We start from the raw sequence: 19,606 nt of genomic DNA, 5'->3' as shown, positions 1-19,606 counted from the left end.
CCGAAACAGGAGAAGGATGCGCTCCTTCTCCTTGTCACGGGCTAATCTGCAACAATCAAATAAATGACGCCAAGCAATGCAAAAACGGCACAGCAAACAAACAAAATTTTTGCCAGCTTTTCGAGAAACAAAAGGCCCTCCCCCTTGCCCTTGAAAATTACTTGAATTCTACAATCGTAACGCCGCTGCCACCTTCGCCTGGTTCCCCGAGACGGATTCGTTTTACGGCGCGGTGATGTTTTAAAAATTCCTGCACCCCGTTCCGGAGCGCACCTGTTCCTTTCCCGTGGATGATCGAAACGCGCGGATACCCGGCTAAAAGCGCATCGTCAATATATTTTTCAACTTTTAAGAGCGCATCTTCATAACGCTCCCCGCGCAAATCGAGTTCCAGGCTGACATGGGAATCGCGCCCCCTGACCGTTGCCAGGTGCTTCTCCGGCTGTTTTTGTTGCGGCGGCCGGATATATTCCATGTCGGATTCTTTTACTTTCATTTTCAAAATACCCATTTGCACGAGCCACTCGCCGCCTGCCGTTTGTTCAAGTAGCGTGCCTTTCTGGTTGAAGCTGAGCACTTTGACTTCGTCGCCCGGCTGGTAGATATGCTGTTTTTTTGCTTTTGCCGCCGGTTTGCGGTCCAGTTTCGGCGCCAGTTCCTCCAGCTGTTTTCTTGCATCAATCAGTTCATGTTCTTTCACATTGGCTTTGGATTCAAGCTGCATTTTCCGCAAGTCGCGGATGATCTCTTCCGCTTTTTCCTTTGCCTCTTCCACCACTTTTGCCGCTTTTTTCTCCGCTTTTCCGTACAGCTCATCGCGGCGGGCATAAAACGCCGCCATTTGTTTTTGCAAATCACGGTGCAGTTCCTCGGCATCCTTCAACAGTTCCTGCGCTTCCTGCCGTTCTTTTTCCGCCTCGCGCCTAGCCGATTCGAGCGCGGCAATCATATTTTCGACCTCGTTTGTGTCCGCGCCGATTAGTGATTGGGCGTGTTCAATAATGGACGGGGAGAGCCCGAGGCGCCTTGAGATTTCAAACGCATTACTCCGGCCGGGAACGCCGATTAAAAGCCGGTATGTTGGGCTTAATGTTTCCACATCAAACTCGACGCTTGCATTGACGACCCCTTCACGGTTATAAGCGTATGCCTTCAGTTCCGGGTAGTGGGTGGTGGCGACAACGCGGGCCTCCCTTTTGTACACTTCGTCCAAAATTGAAATCGCAAGGGCAGCCCCTTCCTGCGGGTCGGTACCGGCGCCGAGCTCATCAAACAGGACGAGCGACTGATCGTCGACCCGTTTCAGGATTTCAACGATATTTGTCATATGGGAGGAGAAGGTGCTAAGGCTTTGCTCAATCGACTGTTCATCACCGATATCGGCAAATACTTCTTTAAAAACAGCCATTTCCGAACCGTCCAAAGCGGGAATTTGCAGCCCGGCCTGCGCCATGAGCGTGCACAGCCCGATTGTTTTCAGCGTAATCGTTTTTCCGCCTGTATTCGGCCCGGTTATCACAATGGTCGTATATTCCTGCCCGATCGTAATATCATTTGGCACCACTTTATCGGCTGGAAGCAACGGATGACGCGCTTTGAACATACGGATGGCGCCATGATTGTTGATCACCGGTTTCGAACCTTTAATGGACCGGCCGTATAAAGCTTTGGCAAACATAAAGTCAAAATCAGCGAGAATTTCAACGATGGTTTCAAGCTCCCCGCCGGCTGCTGCCACTGCGGCGGACAATTCGCTTAAAATCCTTTCAACCTCCTGCTGCTCTTTTAAATGCCATTCACGCAGCTGGTTATTCAAGTCCACCACCGATTGCGGCTCAATGAACAAAGTCTGTCCGGAAGAAGACTGGTCATGGACGATTCCCCCGTAATTTGCCCGGTATTCCTGTTTTACCGGGATACAATAGCGGTCATTCCGGATCGTAATAATCGCATCCGACAGCATTTTCGCCGCATTTTTGCCGCGGATATAGCCTTCCAGTTTTTCACGAATGCGCCGTTCCGTACCGCGCAGCCCGTGCCGGATTTGGCGCAGCGTTTCGCTTGCCGAGTCCAGAATTTCCCCGTTTTCATCCACCGCATTCCGGATTTCATGTTCGAGCGGCGTAAGGACCGCAATCCTGTCCACCATGCTTGTTAAGATCGGCAGTTCTGTTTCTTCTTCCGTGATTCCTTCAATAAACCGTTTCATCGTTCGGCTGACATGGATGGTGCTGGCAATCTGCACCAGTTCCTGCGGGTTCAGCCTGCCGCCGATCGCCGCTCTTTTCAGATGACGGCGGATGTCATAAATGCCGAAAAGCGGCACATGCCCTTTTAAACGCAGCACTTGCGCCGCTTCATCCGTCTCCTCCTGCATCCGGACCACTTCTTCATAGGAAGAGGAGGGAAAAAGGGCTTCAATTTTTTCGGCCCCAAGCGGAGAAGAAGCGTGCTCAAGCAGCAGATTTTTAATTTTATCAAACTCGAGTGTTTTGATGATTTTATGTTGCATCTATTCGTCCTCCATGCATTCCGGATTCCAGCGTTCCGGAAAACTGCCCTCTATTCATTGCAGAAAGGGAATGGATCAGTGCTGATGTTTCTGTTTTAAAAACTCAAGGAGTTGTTCTTTCGTATACGTATTGACCACATTTTTCCTTTCAATCCAGCCTTTTCTCGCGGTGCCGACACCGAAAGCGATATTGCCCAGTTCCGCAGTTGCGTGTGCATCGGTGTTAATCGCGATTTTCACACCGGCTGCCTGCGCTTCTCTTGCACGGGCCGCTGAAAGGTCCAATCTGGCGGGGTCGCCGCTTAATTCAAGGATCGTGCCGGTTTCCTTTGCCCATTGGAAAAGCAAATCAAAATCGACATCGTACCCCTGCCTTTTTTCGATTAATCTTCCGGTCGGATGGGCAATCATGTCCACATGCGGGTTGAATAAAGCGTTGCGCAGCCGTTTCATGATCTGCGCGCGGCTATTCCCGAACCCCGAATGGATGGAAGCAATGACGAAATCAAGGCCTGACAGCACATCATCATCAAAATCCAAAGTCCCGTCCGGCAAAATGTCCATCTCAATACCGGACAAAATCAAGATATCCGGATATTTTTCATTTAACCGGCGGATTTCATTCATTTGCCTGATCAAACGTTCACGTGAAAGCCCGCCGGCGACTTTTAAATATTTAGAGTGGTCCGTGATTGCGATATATTCGTACCCTCTTCTTCTGCATGCATTGACCATGTCTTCAAGCGAATCTTTCCCGTCCGACCAGACGGTGTGCATGTGCAGGTCGCCCTTTACATCATCGATCTGGACAAAAGGCGTCCCCTTATAGGTTTCCACCTCGCTGCCGTCAGCGCGGATTTCCGGAGGGATGTAAGGCAGGCCGTAATGATGATAAAACGAAGCTTCACTCGGAAAACGGAGCAATTCGCCTGTCTTCAGAATTTTGACGCCGGATTGCGTCAGCCGCTCGCCATGAAGACCGGCAATCTGCTGCATTTTTTCCAGATGCGGTTCCGGCCCTGTTGAAAGAAAAAGCGTCATCGCATACAGGTCAGGCAACGCGATCCGGAAATTGATCCGTAAGCCAGGTTCCCCTTTTAATTTAGCCGTTATTTTTATACTCCGGATAGAAACAGCTTCCACGACTTCGTTCATTTGAAGAATGTCCTCCGCAACCGATTTTGGATCGAATGTAGAGATGACATAATCGAGTTCTTCTATTCTTTCTTCAAACCGCCGGATACTGCCGGCACGCGAATAGGTTTCTATTTTCCTGTTTCCGGACAGCGTTTCTTCGATCAGCAAAAGTACCGGCAGCAGCCGGCCGATGGTATAAGCCGGTTTCCCCGAAAGCTGGTCAAGCGCGTGCAAAAGATTGGACTGCGTCGTTTTTCCAAACCCTTTTAACGTTTCAACTTTTCCTTCTTCACAAGCTTTCCTTAAAGAATCCGCATCTGTAATGCCAAGTTCCCTGTAAAGCCTTGATATTTTCCTGGCACCAAGACCCTGTATCTGCATGAGCGGAACCAGCCCTTTTGGAACTTCGTCTTTTAGTTGTTCAAGCAGGGTGGACCGCCCAGTTTCCACGAACTCTTCGATGACGGAAGCGGTTGTTTTTCCAATATGAGGAATATCCGTAAAACGGCTGATTTCTGACAAGTCACGCCCATCCGCTTCCAAGGCAGATGCAGCCCTGCGGTAAGCCGCGATTTTAAAATGGTTTTCGCCTTTCAATTCCAAGTAAACCGCAATTTGTTCCAGCAGCCGGATGACACTGCGTTTATTTGTCCGCATTCGCCTGCCCCCTTTTTAACTTATTAAGTGAAGGATCGGGTTTTTACCGTTTTCCCGCTACGATGATTGGGAAAGCGCCCTTCCAATGGCCGCACATTTTTTCCAGCAGCATGGGAAGTATTTGAATCCGTGCCCGGCATTCAAGCCCCGTCCGGAAAAAACCAGCATGTACACGGGCGATCCCCTCCATAAAGAAACACTCCCCCGTCGCGAGAAGTGCTGTTTTGAAAAACCCATTTTCAACCCGTTTGCAAATGGTAAACGTGCCGCCCGGGTTTCTATTTCACCCACCATGACGCCACAAGAGCTGAAATATAAGGTGTATTTTTAATCATGCCTTCTGCGACTGCGGATGCCTTGAGCGCGGATTGGATCTCATCCACCGGCAGCAAGGATCCAATATATAAAACGATAAAAATGATCAAGTACAGCTCGGCAAACCCGAGGATGCCGCCCGCCCATCCATTGACTTGTTTGAGGACCGGGAGCTGGGCCAAAAAGGTAAGGGATGACCCGACAATATTTAGAAGTATCCTGACGGCAAAGAAAAGAATGGCAAACGCAATGATCCGGTAAAATGCCGTTTCCATATTGCCCTCGTGCATCAGAAGGGCAAATGAGCTGTCGCTGTTAAAAGAAGGATACGGAATCATTAGCTTCAATTTTTCCGCCAGGTCATCATACAATATGTACGCAACTGCGGAGGCAATTACAAACCCTGTGAGGTGGACAGCCTGCAATATAAATCCTTTCCGCTTCCCGTTCAGGAATCCAAGCACAAGCAAAATGATGATGATCAAATTAACCATTTTCATCTTCATCCTTTTTCAACAATTGTAAATAGTGCTGTTCAAGCAGCTCATACTGCTCTTTCAGTTTTATATAATCATGGACAGCATTTACGGCTGTCAGCACAGCCACTTTGCCAGTATCTAATGAAGGATTCTTCGCGCTGATTTCCCGCATTCTTTCATCAACCATCGAGGCAACCAGGCGAATATGGCTTGCCGGATCCGTTCCGATTATGGTATATTGCTGTCCGTATATGCCAACAGTAATTCGGGTTTTTTCCAATGTTGCCTGCCTCCCCATTTGTAAGAATCCTATTCTCTATCATAGCATGACGGAAAAGCCTTTGTCTAACAATGTCGAACAAATTCAAGGAGATCCTGAAACTGCCGGAGGAATCAAAATGTCAAATACTGTCATTCTCGTTTCAGCTTCAACCATGCAAAAAATGAAACAATCTTATCAAAACAGCCTGTCAGGAAAAGTTCCGTCCGGCGCCGTTTTTGCCGCAAAAATACCAGGCTGCTCCATTACCGGCTATAAGTCCGGAAAAGTTTTATTTCAAGGGCCGGCCGCAGAAACGGAAGCGTCAAAATGGGGACAGCCGCTGGAAAAGAAGCCGGATGCCGCCCGGAGCGCAAAATCTTCCGGCAACCCGCTGCCTCCTGATATCGGAGAGCTTTCCGTCATTGGATCGGATGAAGTCGGAACAGGCGACTTTTTCGGGCCGATGACGGTCGTCAGCTGTTACGTTGAAAAGAAACAGCTCCCGCTTTTAAAAGAACTGGGCGTAAAAGATTCAAAAGGATTAACAGACAGTCAGATTGCCGGAATAGCGAAAGAGCTTCTCACCTTTATTCCGTACAGCCTGCTCATTTTGCCGAACGAAAAATACAACCGGCTCCAACAATCGGGCATGTCGCAAGGAAAAATGAAAGCATTGCTCCATAACCGGGCTTTGTACAATACCGCCCAAAAAATTGCGCCGGCAAAACCGGATGCAATTTTAATTGATCAGTTCGCGGAAGCATCCACGTATTACCGGTATTTGCAAAACGAAAAAATCGTCATGCGCGACGGCGTCTATTTCAGCACAAAAGGGGAAAGCGTCCATCTTGCGGTTGCAGCCGCTTCCATTCTCGCACGCTATGCTTTTGTCCGGGAGTTAGAAAAATTAAGCAAAAAAGCCGGCTTTGTTTTGCCAAAGGGCGCCGGCGCACAGGTGGACCAGGCTGCCGCGCGGCTCATCAAGGAAAAAGGCATGGCCGCGCTGCCGCATTTTGTCAAACTGCATTTCGCCAATACGGAAAAAGCGAAAAGGATTGCGGGAATCAGCTAAAGCCCGTTCCGGCCGGAGCCGGCCAAAACTGGCTCCTTTTTTGGGAAAAAAGCCAAAACTCACTTTGCCATGGCACTTATTTTAAATAATATTTTCCCGTCCGGAAACGAAAGAAAATCATTGGCAACATCTTCAAGGTAAATCTCGTTGCCCGCCGTTTCCGTTTCTTTGCAGATCAAGCCGTAAGCTTTTTCTGCAGCCTCATTGATTTTTTGATCTTCCGCAAGAAAATAAAGCCCGGCAAACTTTCCTGCTTTTTTCAAAAAGTTGGCATCTTTCCGGTCATCCGTCTTCCGGTATTTCCACGTTTTCTTTTCCGATGCAGGTTGTTTCATCCCGCTGATGATGACACCTGCATGGTATCCTTCCAGCATGTAATTGACAACAAACGGCCCGGACTGTTCACGAATAATCAAGTATTCTTCCAAACAGGTTTCGATAAAGACCTTCAGGCTCCCCATCTTTTGAAAACGTTCAAGTTCAGCCAGCTTCCGGCCCAATGTTTGCGCTAACTGTTCCAAATCATGAATTTTGTTTGTGATCGCATTTTTCTGGTTAGCGAGCGTCCGGATGCTTTCCGCTACATCTTCCTGATGGAACTGCTTTTTTATTTCAGCCAATGACAGACCGACAGACTGCAAGGCTTTGATTTTGCTCAGCTGATCGATTTGTTCTTCCGTATAATACCGGTAACCATTCCCATCCTGGACTGCCGGTTTTAATAAGCCGGTTTCATCGTAATAATATAAAGTTTTCTTATTCACTCTGCACAGCCGGGCAAATTCTCCTGTTTTAAATTTTTTTATCATACAACCACCTTGACTATCCAGTTACGGGATACTTTATGTTAAAACTATAATCAAACAGACAGGAGTATGCAAGATGTTAAACTTTACAGCGTTTCCCGTAAAAAAGGGATTTCTCCTCTTTTCCATTCCCAATATTTTAAATTTATTGTCACAGCAGCTTTATTTGATCATCAACACAATCGTCGTCGGAAAATATTTAGGCGCACAGGAACTTGCAGCTGTAGGGAATGCAGGAAGCATTATCGGCGTCTTCCTCGTGATTTCCGGCGGGCTTGAAATGGGCTGCGAAATCGTCATCGCAAAATATATGGGGGAACAAAAGTACCAAACAATTGTATCAACGATAAAATGCATCATCCTGTTTGCCGGTTTAGCCGGCATTGTGATGGGCTTCCTTCCGGTTCTCCTGCAGCAGTGGTTATTCAGGCTGATCCACCTGCCTGCATCACTTTGGGCGTTTACCGGAAGTTACATGGCGATTTATTGTTTTGGGCTCGTTTTTATTTTTATATTTGATATTTTGCGGGCTGTGCTGATTTCGATGGGAGATGCGAAAACGCCACTTTTTCTCGTTCTTTTTGCATCCTGCCTGAATATTGGCTTTACCGTTTTGTTCATTTGCGGATTTCATTCCGGGGTTGCCGGCGCTGCTTTTGCCGCTGTCCTTTCGCAAATGGCCGGGATGGCGGCCACGGTATGGGCCATGTTGAAGCGCATCAAAACATTTCCCTTGGAAAAAGGAAAGTTTGTTTTTCCAAAGGCACAGCTTTCGGAACTATTGTCCGTTTCTTATCCGCTCATGCTGCAGCAGGGGGCGGTCACTTTATCTGCACTATTATTGCAAATATTCGTTAATCCCTATGGCAGCGAAATCATCAGCGGGTATATTGCGGTGAATAAAATCCTCACTTTTTTTATGCTCATCATGATCGGTTTTTGCCAGACACTGACCATTTTTACAGCGGCCAACAGCGGCGCGAAACAGTTTGGCAGGATTTTGGAAGGATACCGGTTTTGCATCCGGTTTGCCACGGTTTACGTTCTTTTTCTGACACTCGCGGATTTCGTGTTTGATAAGCAAATCTTATCCATCTTTTTGGATGCAAAAAAATATCCTGATGCTGCCGGCTTTGGCACCTCCTATCTAAAATACAGCTGCATCATGATTTTATTTTCCGCGCTAAAAAACGTGAATGAAAGCATTCTAAGAGGGTACGCGAAAATGAAGCTGTTTTTGCTCTCCAATTTTTCGGATCTTTTTTTCAAAACCGCACTCACTGCCCTCTTTCTGCCTGTCCTCGGGTTAAACAGTTTTTGGGCGGCGTCGGCAATCAGCACTTGCATTGCATTTTTGCTTTCATCCTGCTTCATTCATGATCATCAATTGATTTTCCGTATAAAAAAACAATGACGGTTAAATGGAAAAAGGAGGAATCCCGCGATTCCCCCTTTTTGCATTCCCTTATCCTCTCAACACCGCGCCTGCTTTTTCTTTTACCGCATCCAGCACTTTTTCATGCCGGGCGACGACTTCTTCATCCGTTAATGTACGTTCCGGATCGAAGTAAGTAAGCGAGAAGGCAATTGATTTTTTGCCGGGTTCCATATGCCCGCCTTCATATAAATCAAAAATCGAAACGGATTTCAAAAGGGTTCCGCCGGCCTCCCGGATGATTGCCTGCAGCCGGGCTGCTTCCACATCGCGGTCGACAACAAGCGCAATATCACGGGTGATGGCCGGGAAGCGCGGGATCGGCCGGTATTGGACCGGTTCGGCCGGGTAATCGTACACCGGCTCCAGTTTCAGTTCGAACACGTATGTTTCTTTGATATCGAGTTCTTTTTGCACGTTCGGATGCACCTGGCCGACAAAACCAATCGCTTCCCCGTCCAGCAAAATTTCGGCTGTCCTTCCCGGATGCAGCCCGTTAAATGCGGCCGCGCGGTAGGAAACAGCGCCTGAGACCCCGAGTTTTTCAAACAGGCCTTCCAAAATCCCTTTTGCCACAAAGAAATCAACTGCTTTCTTTTCTCCTTGCCACAAGTTGGCAACCCAAAGCCCGGTGATGGCGCCGGCGAGGTGTTCCTGCTCTTCCGGCTGTGCCCCGTCCGCCTTTTTCAAAAAGACATTGCCGACTTCATACAATGCAACCGACTCGTTTTTACGCGCGACATTATACGCGACAGATTCCAAAAGATGCGGCAAAAGGCTTAAGCGCAGCACACTGCGTTCTTCGCTCATCGGCATGGCGACGCGGACCGGTTCGCGTTTTTCAAGCGCGTACTGGTGTGCTTTTTCTTCGCTTGTTAAAGAATACGTGGTTGCCTGGTACAGCCCCGTTCCTTCAAGAAAACGTTTCGTGGCGCGGCGTTTTTGCTGGATGGCGTTCAAGCCGCCCCGCGTTCCCCTGCCCGCCGGCAATGTTTTTGGCAGCAGGTCATAACCGTACAGGCGCGCCACTTCTTCAATCAGATCTTCCTCAATCGTAATATCGCCGCGGCGGGTTGGCACAATCACTGTAAAACGGCCGTCTTCCCATGATGCTTCAAACTGGAGACGTTTAAAAATACGGAGCACTTCTTCCGCTGAAATTTGCGTTCCGAGCACACGGTTGATTTTTTCCAGCGTAATGGTGACAACAGCCGGCTCAATATGCAAATGATTTTCGGCAACCATTCCGGCAAGCACTTCTCCACCCGCATATTTGGCAATCAGCATTGCGGCCCGTTCTGCTGCGGGCACAACGCGGTTCGGATCAATCCCTCTTTCATAACGGCTGCTTGCCTCGCTGCGCAGGCCGTGGTCTTTTGAAGCCGTCCGAATTGTTCCGGCGTCAAAATAGGCGGATTCCAAAAGTACGTTTGTCGTCGTTTCGGATACTTCCGAATTGGCGCCGCCCATGACACCGGCCATTGCGACAGGTTCAGTGCCGTTCGTAATGACAAGATGGACATCTTTTAACGTGCGCTCCTGGTCATCGAGCGTGACCATTTTTTCCCCTTCACGCGCCATGCGGACGACAATTTCTTTGGAACCGAGCTTGTCATAGTCAAACGCATGGAGTGGCTGGCCGTATTCGAGCAAAATATAGTTCGTAATGTCGACCACATTGTTGTGCGGGCGGATTCCTTCTGCCATGAGCCGCGCCTGCATCCAGAGCGGGGACGGGCCGATTTTCACGTTGCGGATGACTTTTAATGTGTAAAGCGGCGCTGCTTCTTTTGCCTCGACACGGACCGAAATGGCATCAGCAGCTTTATCGGATGCTTCCTGCACTTTTGTTTCCGGCAATTTCACGTCTTTTCCAAGGATCGCTGCTACTTCGTAGGCAACGCCAAGCATGCTCATGCAGTCCGCCCGGTTCGGAGTAAGCCCCAGTTCAATAATCGTATCATCCAATCCTAAAAGTGGCAGCACATCCTTCCCCACTTCCACATCATCCGGGAACACATAAATGCCGTTTGCATACTCTTTTTGGACGAGCTTGCTTTCAACACCGAGTTCCTGCAGTGAGCAGATCATCCCGTTCGACTCCTCGCCGCGCAGTTTCGAGCGTTTGATTTTTACATGCCCCGGCAGCCAGGCGCCCGGTTTGGCAACGGCAACTTTCTGCCCTTTATCGACGTTTGGCGCGCCGCAAATAATTTGGACAGGCTCACCTTCCCCGATATCAACCAGGCATTTGTTTAATTTATCGGCGTTCGGATGCTTTTCTTTTTCCAAAACATGCCCGACAACGACATTTTTAATGCCTTCCCCCTTAAATGCCACGCTTTCGACTTCAATCCCGGTCCGCGTAATTTTTTCAGCCAGTTCTTCCGGCGAAATGCCGTCCAAATCTACATATTCCTGCAGCCATTTATATGAAACAAACATGTTTGACCCTCCTTATTCTTGTACGGAAAACTGCCGTAAAAAACGAATGTCATTTGTGTAAAAGTGGCGGATGTCATCAACGCCGTATTTCAGCATCGCAATCCGCTCCGGCCCCATGCCAAATGCAAAACCGGTATATTTTTCCGGATCAAAGCCGGACATCCGTAATACGCGCGGGTGGACCATGCCGGCGCCCAAAATTTCAATCCAGCCCGTGCCTTTGCAAACATGGCAACCGTGCCCACCGCACATTTTACATGAAATATCCATTTCAACACTCGGTTCGGTGAACGGGAAAAAGCTCGGGCGCAGCCGGATTTCACGGTCTTCGCCGAATAATTTTTTTGCAAACACTTCCAACGTCCCTTTTAAATCGGCCATCGTAATGTTTTCGTCAACAACGAGCCCTTCAATCTGCATAAACTGGTGGGAATGGGTCGCATCATCATTGTCGCGGCGGTATACTTTCCCTGGGCAGATGATTTTGACTGGCCCTTTGCCGTGATGTTTTTCCATTGTCCGCGCTTGGTTTGGTGAAGTATGGGTCCTGAGCAAAATTTCATCGGTTATGTAAAAGGTATCCTGCATATCGCGTGCCGGATGCCCTTTCGGCAGGTTCAGCGCTTCAAAATTGTAGTAATCGGTTTCCACTTCCGGCCCCTCGGCAATCGTATAGCCCATCCCGATAAACAAGTCTTCAATTTCCTCAATGACTTTTGTAAGCGGATGGTGGCTGCCTGCTTTTACCGGGCGGCCCGGCAGCGTGACATCAATTTTTTCAGATGCCAATTGTCGCTCGACGGCTTCCGCTTCCAATGCCGCCTGCTTTTTTTCGATACCTGTTTGAATGGCGGCACGCACTTCATTGGCGAGCGCACCCATTTTCGGCCGTTCTTCCGCTGACAGCTTTCCCATGCCGCGCAAAACTTCCGTAATCGGGCCTTTTTTGCCGAGATAGGCGACACGAATCTCGTTCAGCGTTTTTAAATCAGTAGCCGCTTCAATTTTGGCAAGCGCTTCGGTTTGCAGTGCTTTCAACGTTTCTTCCATTTTCTTGTACCTCCTTTAAGTTTTGGGCGTTAAAAAAGCCCCGCCCTGGAAAAGGGACGAGGCAAATGGTTCGCGGTACCACCCTAATTAACATAATTAAATTATGTTCGCTTCATTTCAATAACGGCTTTTAACCGTCCCGCCTTTACATTGCAGGCAATGGTCCAAGCGGCAACTCGAGGGGTGAACTTCGCTTCATTTCCCCATAAAAATGCTTCCAGTCTACGGCATTTTCTCCCTGCATGGCGAAGATCAAGCTACTTTTCCCTGTCATGGTTTTTATCATTTTTCAATTATGTTTTATTATAGCGGGAAATGCCCGCAATTTCAAACGGAAAGTGACCTCTCTCTAGATGTTTATCTTAGAGGATAAAGTGCCTTCCCATTTTAGTCACAGGCGCGGCCGTTTTCACGCTGAATATTTCCCGTTTTTCGCAATAAATGAACGTGCTGAGGGTCACCTTTTTATCCTGGTCAAGCAGTGCACCCGCTCTCACAAAAACGCCCTCCCCCGTTCCTTATTGGCACCCATACTGAAAAATTGTCCCAGCTGTTTTTCATCTTTCTGCCGCTGCTTCACCTCATGCATTTTATAGGTCTGCTTTTTTGCCTCAAACATGGATACATTCACTTTTTCCGCCGAAATTACGACCGCATCGCAAAGTCATACATTAAAATGCCGGCTGCCACCGCAACATTTAGCGACTCGCTTTTGCCGAAAATCGGGATGGACAAATTTTGTTCCGTTTGCGCAAGCAAGTCAGGGTGTACGCCGCTTCCTTCATTGCCAACAAGGATCGCAAAGGCATCACCTGGATTTACTTCGCGAAACGTTACGCCGTTTTCAAGCGCTGTTCCGTAAACCGGCACTGCCGCTTCGTTCAGTTTTTCAATCCACATGTTTAAATCGCCTTTTAAAAGCCCGACGTGGAGATGGCTTCCTTGTGCCGCACGCAACACTTTCGGGCTGTACGGATCCGCCGTGCCCTTGCCGAAAATAACGGCATCAAACCCGGCTGCGTCCGCCGTCCGGATCATCGTTCCTGTATTGCCGGGATCCTGCACGGCATCAATTAAAAGATAACGCCTGCCGATGATTTTGGACGGCTGTTTTTTCATCCGGCACACAGCAAAAATGCCTTGCGTCGTTTCTGTATCAGCAAGCGTTTTGCTGATTTCATGCGTGACAGTGGTTACCGGCACCCCTTCCGTATTCCAGCGGTTTGGCAGGTCCACACCTTCTTCAACAATAATTTCTGTCACTACTTCTTCTTTCAGCGCTTCTTCGACGAGATGGAACCCTTCCAGCAAATAAGTAAATGTTTTTTCGCGTTCTTTTTTCGCGGCGAGTTTTTTCCAATGCTTTACTTGCGGATTTTGCAAGGATTGTATGTATTTCAACGTGTTTGCTCCCTTTTCGTTAAGTTTTCCTTGGAATAGTATACATAAAAATTGTGGCCATGTGAAATGCTAGCAGTGAAAGCGATCAAAGGAGCTGAACCGAAATGGATTTGGACTTGCGAAAAGCAGTCATTCACAATGTAAAAGAGGACACGCAGGATCAGTTAAAAGATACGATTGTCGATGCCATTCAAAGGGGCGAAGAAAAAATGCTCCCGGGGCTCGGCGTCCTCTTTGAAGTCATTTGGAACCATGCGGATACACAGGAACAAAAAATGATGCTGGAAACGCTCGAGCAGGGGCTGAGCCAGGCGTAACAAGGGAGCGGAAAGAGCCGCTCCTTCTATATGTGCACCGGCTCTTCCAATCCGTTTACAGTTGCAATGAATGACGGCAAATTTCTTTTATGCCACCCGTAACCAATCAGCACTTTGTTTAATCGGAAAACAGCCGTACCATCCGAAGTCCCAACATACAATCTGTGGTAAGTCAGCTTCGAAACAGTTTTCATGCTTGTGATCTTTTCTCCCGGAATAAATGCCGATTCGTCCGGTAACATATTGCCCGTAATATTATTGATTGGAATGACGGTCAGCCCTTGTTCACTATAGCTGAACACATTATACTTTGTCCCCAGTGCTCCCGCCGGCCCTCTCAGCAAATAATCCGAAAACGATGGCAAAATGATCCCGCAAACCGTACACTTCTCCGCTGTTTTATCATATCTGCCAGCCTCTGTTAAAAAAGCAACAAAATCCTTTTCTTTCAACTCAACTTTCGCAGAGTGAAATTGGCAAATAAGCTTTGATATAACTAGGTAGGCCAGAGATCCACTGTTCCAGTTGACTTTGAATTAACTTTTTAAATCTTTTATTGGTCTGTTTTAGTGCGTCTTGAAGAAGCTCGATTAACTGCTGCAATGCAACAGCCCAATCAAGTTCATTTACTTCGTCGCAAAGTTCATAAAACAGCCTGCCTATTGTTCTTTGATCGGTGTTGCAGCGGTTTTGCCACGATAGCACGATAAAACGTGCAAATACAATAGTGGTATGGCTGATTAACCCATCATACGAGCGACTTTGGAGCTCTTTTTCAAGTTTTAAAAGCGATTTTGTCGTCTTAAAGAACACTTCAATATCCCAACGCATCCCATAGATTCGAACAATTTCCTGTTCGGAAAGGGTGCAGTCCGTACTGAGGAGGGCAAGCCATTCACTTTTCTTGTTTCTGTTTTGAACGAATATAACTTTTACAGGAGTTCCATTCGCCATAACGGTACGGATAGAGCGAAGGATACCCTTCTTCGACTGTAGGGGTTGAGCCAGGCGATAGAGCTGCTTTAACGAAACCAGCTTTCCGTCAACGTTGTTTTGTTTCCTTGACCATGCCAATCACGTCTAAACCTTGTTCCACAATGGCTTTGACAAGTGGAGGCAAAGTAAACCAAGAATCCATTAGAACATAGCTTGCATTTATTCCACTGGCAAGCGCTCGTTTGAGCATACTAGGGATCTGTTCGGGTTCTGACTGTAAAGCATTTTTACGGCGTTTATACCCACAGGTACGTTTATCAATTTGTTCAGAGATTCCATTAATCTGAGCCTTCTTGGAACTGAGTAAAGAGAAGTCAATGGGCATGAAGGTGTAGCCGTCCGACCAGCCTAAAGTTAACATGCGAAATCCTTTATAAAAACGCATTTTAAGAGAAGCGTGGTCAAAGCAACGAGCCAGCAGTTCTACTTTTTGACTACGATTTCGATAAAACGATGAGTCATCAACAATGAAGACTTTAGGACGACTTTTGTCAGTAAGGCGTTCTACTTTGCGAATAGTAAATGTGCTCAAAAGAAGTAAAAACTGCCGCCAGTTGAACGTCGATTGGTTTAAGAAACGATACACGGCATCCTTGGCTGGGAATTGATCTGCTTTCTTTGACTCAAGAAGAGAAAACCAATTCTTGTGTTGGAAAATCAAGCAGAAAACAAGTTGAAACAAATAAGAACAACTAAAACCAAAGGATTTTTTTATGCCAGCATGGCGTAAGTGCTTCTTCATTTCAAGCTCAGAAAAAACAGAATCAAGTTCTTTTGGTAGTTGATTGTATTGGCAATTTTGGTCTATCATGTAGAGGACACCTCTTCTATGTGGTAGTGATTTTTTGTCAATCTCACTATACCAAGGAACGAGGTGTTTTTCATTTTATATTCATTTTGTCAAACAACATAATGGATAGACTTAAAGTTCAATACAGCCAACGATTAGCACTTATTTTATTGGTGCGAAAGTTGAGTTTCAACATGAAAAATTCCTCCCTCTATAAATGTTGATGTATCAACGGTTTAAGCCGTTAGTGGGGTGTCAAAAAAATATTTTTTGGCACGCTTCCTAACAAAATTTTTATATTATGTGAAACTATTCCAACATACGGGTACGCTACGCGGTCACTACTGGATAATAATGGGAAGTAGTGATAGGAAATTATACGATGCACAATGGATCTCTGCGTAACTTATGATGACGTACCCTCCCATGTCTCTGGGCATCTGTGTGCCTACATTCCTTCGTTCGGTCTAGTCATAAGGCAGAGGCTAGCGAAGCTCCTTTAGGGACTCGAGGTCGAATGGAAAAAATAGTGCCAGCTTCTCCGTGTCATCCTGTTGTCTAGCTCTTACTAAGGATGTGAGGCCTTATTCAGCCTCTGCGAGACCAGGAATATCCCTCATCATTCGCTGTGCGTCGAACGGTTTGTGCTTCGTGCTAATTCCGTGTAACACTTTTAATAGCTTACCGCATAGAACCACAATGGATTGTTTCTTGCGTAACGGATTAACCTGACGGTTTGTGTAGTATTCATGTAGCTTTCTAAAGGCTTCATTATGGCGAATCATCGGCATCATTACCCGGAAAAGGAGGGCACGCAGTTTTCTTCTGCCTCTTTTGGAGATGCGTTTTTGCCCTTTGTGCAGACCGGAGGAGTTTTCACGTAACGTTAATCCCGCGAGTTTAATTAATTGGCGTGGATCTTGATAATGTGAAAAGCTTCCGATTTCAGCTAATAAGTCGACAATCGTTGTATCTCCAAGCCCTGGTACCGTTGATAGCCATTCGTACTCTGCAGATATTTTTACAAGTTCAATTAACTGCCCTGTAATACTTTCGATATCTTGTTCTAGCTGATGGTAACGGCGGACAAGTGTGGCAATTTCAATACGGGCCATCTCAAGTCCTTCTGTTACTCCGATAGAGCCAGCCGCGACTTCAATAAGACGGACTGTTTTTGGTCTTTGAGGGGATTTTAGCCCCTCAACCTTACGAAAAAGGGATAGAACTTCATCGGGCTGTTTCTGGTAAAGATCACTTGGAAATGGTGTGCATTCAAGTGCAGCTAAAGCCATCTTCCCAAAAGACGGAAACACCTGTACAAACTCTGGGAAATAGCGATCTAACCAACGAATAATCATGTTTTTGACAGCCCCTAATTCCTCTGTCAATTTACTTCTGAACGTCGACCCAACGCGAAGTTCGGCTTCCATGCCTTTTAAGATACGTGGGTAACTGAAACGTCCATCCTTAACTAAACGGGCAATAACCAATGCATCTTTGCGGTCATGCTTGGTTGGCAAATTGTCGTCCAACTCCTTTGATCGCTTTACATGCATAGGGTTTACCATGACCAAGGGAATACCCCTTTCCTCAAGAAAGTAGGCCAAATTGAGCCAGTAATGCCCTGTGGGTTCAATTCCCACAATGACTTCCGATTTCTCGTGTTCTTTCATTGCGGCTAAAACGCGCTGATAGAACAGTTCAAATCCATTTCCTGCTTGGGGCACAGAAAATGATTTTTGGAGCACTCGCCCACGGTCATCTACAATGCAAGCGTAGTGTGTACGCTTGGCAATATCAATTCCCACTACAAGTGTTTGTTCGGTGACTTGATTAATTTTCTAATTTTGTTTAAAATCCATTATGGAGTCCTCCTTGGTTACAAATTAGGGGTCATTCGTTGTGAGATGACACCCCGCATCATACCAGGAGGGCTCTTTTTGTTCAAGTCCCCGAAAGTCCTTCTAACAGGAATGCTCCTTATAAATCAGTTCCCTTTATAAGAATTATAAAACTTGAGTGAGAGAACTTTTTGTTAAACATAGAGGAAATAATAGCATCGTTTAGGAACCTTGAGTTAACAGATGATCTCTTATAACCTTTACAAGCATTTGCCAGCACTATAAACAATAAGGTTTTACCCTCTCACCCCTGATGATTCCTGCTAAATTCAGCATTGGTATTCCTGTGCGAAGAACTACCCGTTAAACTCCTGTCCCCGGCTTCCATGAGCTTCTTCATCGCCCTGTCACATCGCGGCGGCTTTCTTCAACGAGTTGGAGGGCTTTTCGGTCGAATGCATGGAGTTTTTCATTCCACTCGTCTGCAAATTTCCGTGAAGCTTCCGCGCTTTCATATAGCGGTCCAAGTCAGGAACGGGAATGGATACTAATCTAGGGCTGCCTGCCTTGTTTGGCTTTCCTCAAGTTCCATCTTTGCCATTTTGCGGATGAGATCACCTTTTTCCACTATCCGCTCCCCTTTCACAGTAAAACATTTCCACCGCCGGCGCGCAAACCGGCGGTGTTTCCGTGTTAAGCCGTTTTTCTTCTTTTCTTCCTTACCGTGAGTTTTCTCAAATAATAAGTGAGCACAACAAATGCGGACATGATGCCTGTATATGTGAGAAGGACAGTCAAGACATTCGCGCTGCCACCGTCATGATCCCCTCCTCCCCTGCGGTCACCGTCTGCAAAATCTGGCTTCTTTCCATTTGCAAAAGCCGGTTTCTGCCCGTTCGTGAAATCCAGCCTTTGCCCGTTTGTAAAATCCGATTTTTGGCCGCTTTTGCCATTAAAATCGTGATGCCCTTCCATTTCACTGTTGCCCGTGCTTCCGCCAAAAATAGAGGCGGCGCTTGCCATGCGGTTCAGGAACCCTGTTTGTATGATTTCGCAGGAGCTGAACACAAGAATCAGGGTAGCGGCGACTTTTGCAACATAACCTGCCCATTTGTTTTTCGCCTTGAAATGGACCATCCTTTTAAATACATTGACCACCCAATGCCAATGCAGCCCGACATGCACGCCAACAAGAATCAGCACAAGGAAAGAAACGGAAATATGTGTTGTTTTGAACCAGCCTTCATTTCCAAGGTTGATGTTCGGAAAAACAACGCGTGAAATAATGATGCCGCTGATAATAATGAAACACATGGAAATCAGCAGCAACAGATTGAGCGCGTAACTCCCGCGCGCTTTCCACGGTAACCTTTTGTCAAACATTTTCAGCGTAACATTTTTTACCCAGTTTAAATTCAGGCAGACATGCGTCAAAAACACGACGCCGAACACAAGCCCTGCAATTTCATGGTACGCAAGTCCGCCTAAAACATTTTTGTTAAAGAACAAAACAAACATGATCGCCATGAACAAATCGATGGCAAATTTAGCATAATTTTTTTTCATCTTCAGCTCCACCCCGGCACATTTGATATCAAAAATATAGTGCCATATTCTTAAATTCAACTTAAAAACATAATTTTTTGCAAAACAATCTTTGACAAAACGTATATAACCGTATACAATTACTTGTGTATACAACTGTATACAGAAAGGAGCACATATATGAGATCATCAATTGGACCGGGAGGAAAATTTGAAGGGCCTTGCCATCCGGGTGAAGAGGAACATGGCAGAAGAAAACACCATCATCACGGTGCGAAAACATTCCGCCGTGGAAGGGCAATCGAGTTTCTAAACAGGCTGAACATCAAGCGGAACACATTGAAAGAGCAGCTTGCAACACCGGAACTGCAATCCATTAACCCGGTGATTGTCGGCGAGTTAAAGGCAATCGAAATGGTCATCAACGAATTTACAGAGCTGTTTGAAATCCGCGAAGAGGAAATCAGAGAGAAAGCAGCCGGCGCGGAAGAAAAATCAGATAACGAAGAAAAACCGGACAAAGAAGAAAAAGAGGGGTGAACAAGG

The 19,606-nt window shown here is 46.8% G+C and carries 16 protein-coding genes, 1 pseudogene and 1 other annotated feature; of the genes and pseudogenes, 4 read left to right on the top strand and 13 right to left on the bottom strand.

Annotated features, from left to right (window positions below; all coding sequences use genetic code 11):
- Positions 1-157: 157 nt before the first annotated feature.
- From ABR335_RS06815 to zapA, 4 genes are all read right to left on the bottom strand, one after another.
- Positions 158-2,512, bottom strand: a complete 2,355-nt coding sequence (locus tag ABR335_RS06815) for an endonuclease MutS2 (protein ID WP_014097802.1) — start codon at positions 2,510-2,512, stop codon at positions 158-160.
- 75 nt (positions 2,513-2,587) lie between these two features.
- Positions 2,588-4,306: a DNA polymerase/3'-5' exonuclease PolX gene (gene polX / locus ABR335_RS06810; protein ID WP_014097801.1), complete on the bottom strand. Its 1,719-nt coding sequence runs from the start codon at positions 4,304-4,306 to the stop codon at positions 2,588-2,590.
- A 278-nt stretch (positions 4,307-4,584) separates the two neighbouring features.
- A complete protein-coding gene (locus tag ABR335_RS06805) occupies positions 4,585-5,121 on the bottom strand; it encodes a CvpA family protein (RefSeq protein WP_014097800.1) in 537 nt (178 codons plus the stop codon).
- A complete protein-coding gene (zapA, locus tag ABR335_RS06800; protein WP_013859878.1) occupies positions 5,108-5,398 on the bottom strand; it encodes a cell division protein ZapA in 291 nt (96 codons plus the stop codon). Before zapA ends, ABR335_RS06805 begins: the two co-directional genes overlap by 14 nt.
- Positions 5,399-5,498: 100 nt before the next feature.
- Between zapA and rnhC the strand changes: the two genes are divergently transcribed.
- Positions 5,499-6,434 (top strand): ribonuclease HIII, encoded by a 936-nt coding sequence (gene rnhC / locus ABR335_RS06795; RefSeq protein ID WP_061086560.1) that lies wholly within the window; start codon positions 5,499-5,501, stop codon positions 6,432-6,434.
- A gap of 59 nt (positions 6,435-6,493) precedes the next feature.
- On the opposite strand, the gene ABR335_RS06790 is transcribed toward rnhC, so the two are convergent.
- A complete protein-coding gene (locus tag ABR335_RS06790) occupies positions 6,494-7,243 on the bottom strand; it encodes a MerR family transcriptional regulator (protein WP_052749676.1) in 750 nt (249 codons plus the stop codon).
- Positions 7,244-7,316: 73 nt separating this feature from the next.
- On the opposite strand from ABR335_RS06790, the gene ABR335_RS06785 reads away from it, so the two are divergent.
- Positions 7,317-8,654, top strand: coding sequence for an MATE family efflux transporter (locus tag ABR335_RS06785; RefSeq protein ID WP_061086559.1), 1,338 nt, complete (start codon positions 7,317-7,319; stop codon positions 8,652-8,654).
- A gap of 51 nt (positions 8,655-8,705) precedes the next feature.
- Here the strand turns inward: ABR335_RS06785 and pheT are convergent, their stop codons facing one another.
- The 4 genes from pheT to ABR335_RS06765 form a co-directional block, all read right to left on the bottom strand.
- On the bottom strand, positions 8,706-11,120 hold the full coding sequence (pheT, locus tag ABR335_RS06780) for a phenylalanine--tRNA ligase subunit beta (RefSeq protein ID WP_276210390.1): 2,415 nt from the start codon (positions 11,118-11,120) through the stop codon (positions 8,706-8,708).
- Positions 11,121-11,132: 12 nt separating this feature from the next.
- Positions 11,133-12,170 carry a phenylalanine--tRNA ligase subunit alpha gene (gene pheS, locus ABR335_RS06775; RefSeq protein ID WP_035184439.1) on the bottom strand — a complete coding sequence of 346 codons (1,038 nt, stop codon included), beginning with the start codon at positions 12,168-12,170 and terminating at the stop codon, positions 11,133-11,135.
- A 49-nt stretch (positions 12,171-12,219) separates the two neighbouring features.
- Positions 12,220-12,453: a binding site (T-box leader), on the bottom strand.
- A gap of 79 nt (positions 12,454-12,532) precedes the next feature.
- Positions 12,533-12,667, bottom strand: coding sequence for a hypothetical protein (locus tag ABR335_RS06770; protein WP_257737693.1), 135 nt, complete (start codon positions 12,665-12,667; stop codon positions 12,533-12,535).
- 148 nt (positions 12,668-12,815) lie between these two features.
- A complete protein-coding gene (locus ABR335_RS06765) occupies positions 12,816-13,571 on the bottom strand; it encodes a TrmH family RNA methyltransferase (protein ID WP_035184438.1) in 756 nt (251 codons plus the stop codon).
- A gap of 104 nt (positions 13,572-13,675) precedes the next feature.
- Here ABR335_RS06765 and sspI point away from each other — a divergent pair, with 104 nt between their 5' ends.
- A complete protein-coding gene (gene sspI / locus ABR335_RS06760; RefSeq protein ID WP_014097794.1) occupies positions 13,676-13,888 on the top strand; it encodes a small acid-soluble spore protein SspI in 213 nt (70 codons plus the stop codon).
- Between the two features lie 26 nt (positions 13,889-13,914).
- Here sspI and ABR335_RS06755 read toward each other — a convergent pair whose 3' ends face one another.
- From ABR335_RS06755 to ABR335_RS06740, 4 genes and pseudogenes are all read right to left on the bottom strand, one after another.
- Positions 13,915-14,340, bottom strand: a complete 426-nt coding sequence (locus ABR335_RS06755; protein WP_035184435.1) for a hypothetical protein — start codon at positions 14,338-14,340, stop codon at positions 13,915-13,917.
- Position 14,341: 1 nt separating this feature from the next.
- Positions 14,342-15,695, bottom strand: a pseudogene (locus tag ABR335_RS06750) (IS4 family transposase).
- Positions 15,696-16,258: 563 nt separating this feature from the next.
- Positions 16,259-17,512: an IS110 family transposase gene (locus tag ABR335_RS06745; RefSeq protein WP_350346725.1), complete on the bottom strand. Its 1,254-nt coding sequence runs from the start codon at positions 17,510-17,512 to the stop codon at positions 16,259-16,261.
- A 696-nt stretch (positions 17,513-18,208) separates the two neighbouring features.
- Positions 18,209-19,081: a cytochrome b/b6 domain-containing protein gene (locus tag ABR335_RS06740; protein WP_035184423.1), complete on the bottom strand. Its 873-nt coding sequence runs from the start codon at positions 19,079-19,081 to the stop codon at positions 18,209-18,211.
- 159 nt (positions 19,082-19,240) lie between these two features.
- On the opposite strand from ABR335_RS06740, the gene ABR335_RS06735 reads away from it, so the two are divergent.
- Positions 19,241-19,600 carry a hypothetical protein gene (locus ABR335_RS06735; RefSeq protein ID WP_014097789.1) on the top strand — a complete coding sequence of 120 codons (360 nt, stop codon included), beginning with the start codon at positions 19,241-19,243 and terminating at the stop codon, positions 19,598-19,600.
- Positions 19,601-19,606: the final 6 nt, after the last annotated feature.

This window comes from Heyndrickxia faecalis (assembly GCF_040267745.1).
In the GTDB taxonomy this organism is placed as follows: domain Bacteria; phylum Bacillota; class Bacilli; order Bacillales; family Bacillaceae_C; genus Weizmannia; species Weizmannia faecalis.
The sequence above is the reverse complement of the archived record's forward strand: the minus strand, read 5'-3'. Positions and strand labels throughout refer to the sequence as shown.

Excerpts from the sequence above, each read along its gene's own strand:
- ABR335_RS06805 (WP_014097800.1), bottom strand. The coding sequence starts at position 5,121 with ATGAAAATGGTTAATTTGATCATCATCATTTTGCTTGTGCTTGGATTC.
- rnhC (WP_061086560.1), top strand. The coding sequence starts at position 5,499 with ATGTCAAATACTGTCATTCTCGTTTCAGCTTCAACCATGCAAAAAATG.
- ABR335_RS06790 (WP_052749676.1), bottom strand. The coding sequence starts at position 7,243 with ATGATAAAAAAATTTAAAACAGGAGAATTTGCCCGGCTGTGCAGAGTG.
- zapA (WP_013859878.1), bottom strand. The coding sequence starts at position 5,398 with ATGGGGAGGCAGGCAACATTGGAAAAAACCCGAATTACTGTTGGCATA.
- ABR335_RS06785 (WP_061086559.1), top strand. The coding sequence starts at position 7,317 with ATGTTAAACTTTACAGCGTTTCCCGTAAAAAAGGGATTTCTCCTCTTT.
- polX (WP_014097801.1), bottom strand. The coding sequence starts at position 4,306 with ATGCGGACAAATAAACGCAGTGTCATCCGGCTGCTGGAACAAATTGCG.
- pheT (WP_276210390.1), bottom strand. The coding sequence starts at position 11,120 with ATGTTTGTTTCATATAAATGGCTGCAGGAATATGTAGATTTGGACGGC.
- ABR335_RS06815 (WP_014097802.1), bottom strand. The coding sequence starts at position 2,512 with ATGCAACATAAAATCATCAAAACACTCGAGTTTGATAAAATTAAAAAT.
- sspI (WP_014097794.1), top strand. The coding sequence starts at position 13,676 with ATGGATTTGGACTTGCGAAAAGCAGTCATTCACAATGTAAAAGAGGAC.
- ABR335_RS06735 (WP_014097789.1), top strand. The coding sequence starts at position 19,241 with ATGAGATCATCAATTGGACCGGGAGGAAAATTTGAAGGGCCTTGCCAT.
- pheS (WP_035184439.1), bottom strand. The coding sequence starts at position 12,170 with ATGGAAGAAACGTTGAAAGCACTGCAAACCGAAGCGCTTGCCAAAATT.
- ABR335_RS06740 (WP_035184423.1), bottom strand. The coding sequence starts at position 19,081 with ATGAAAAAAAATTATGCTAAATTTGCCATCGATTTGTTCATGGCGATC.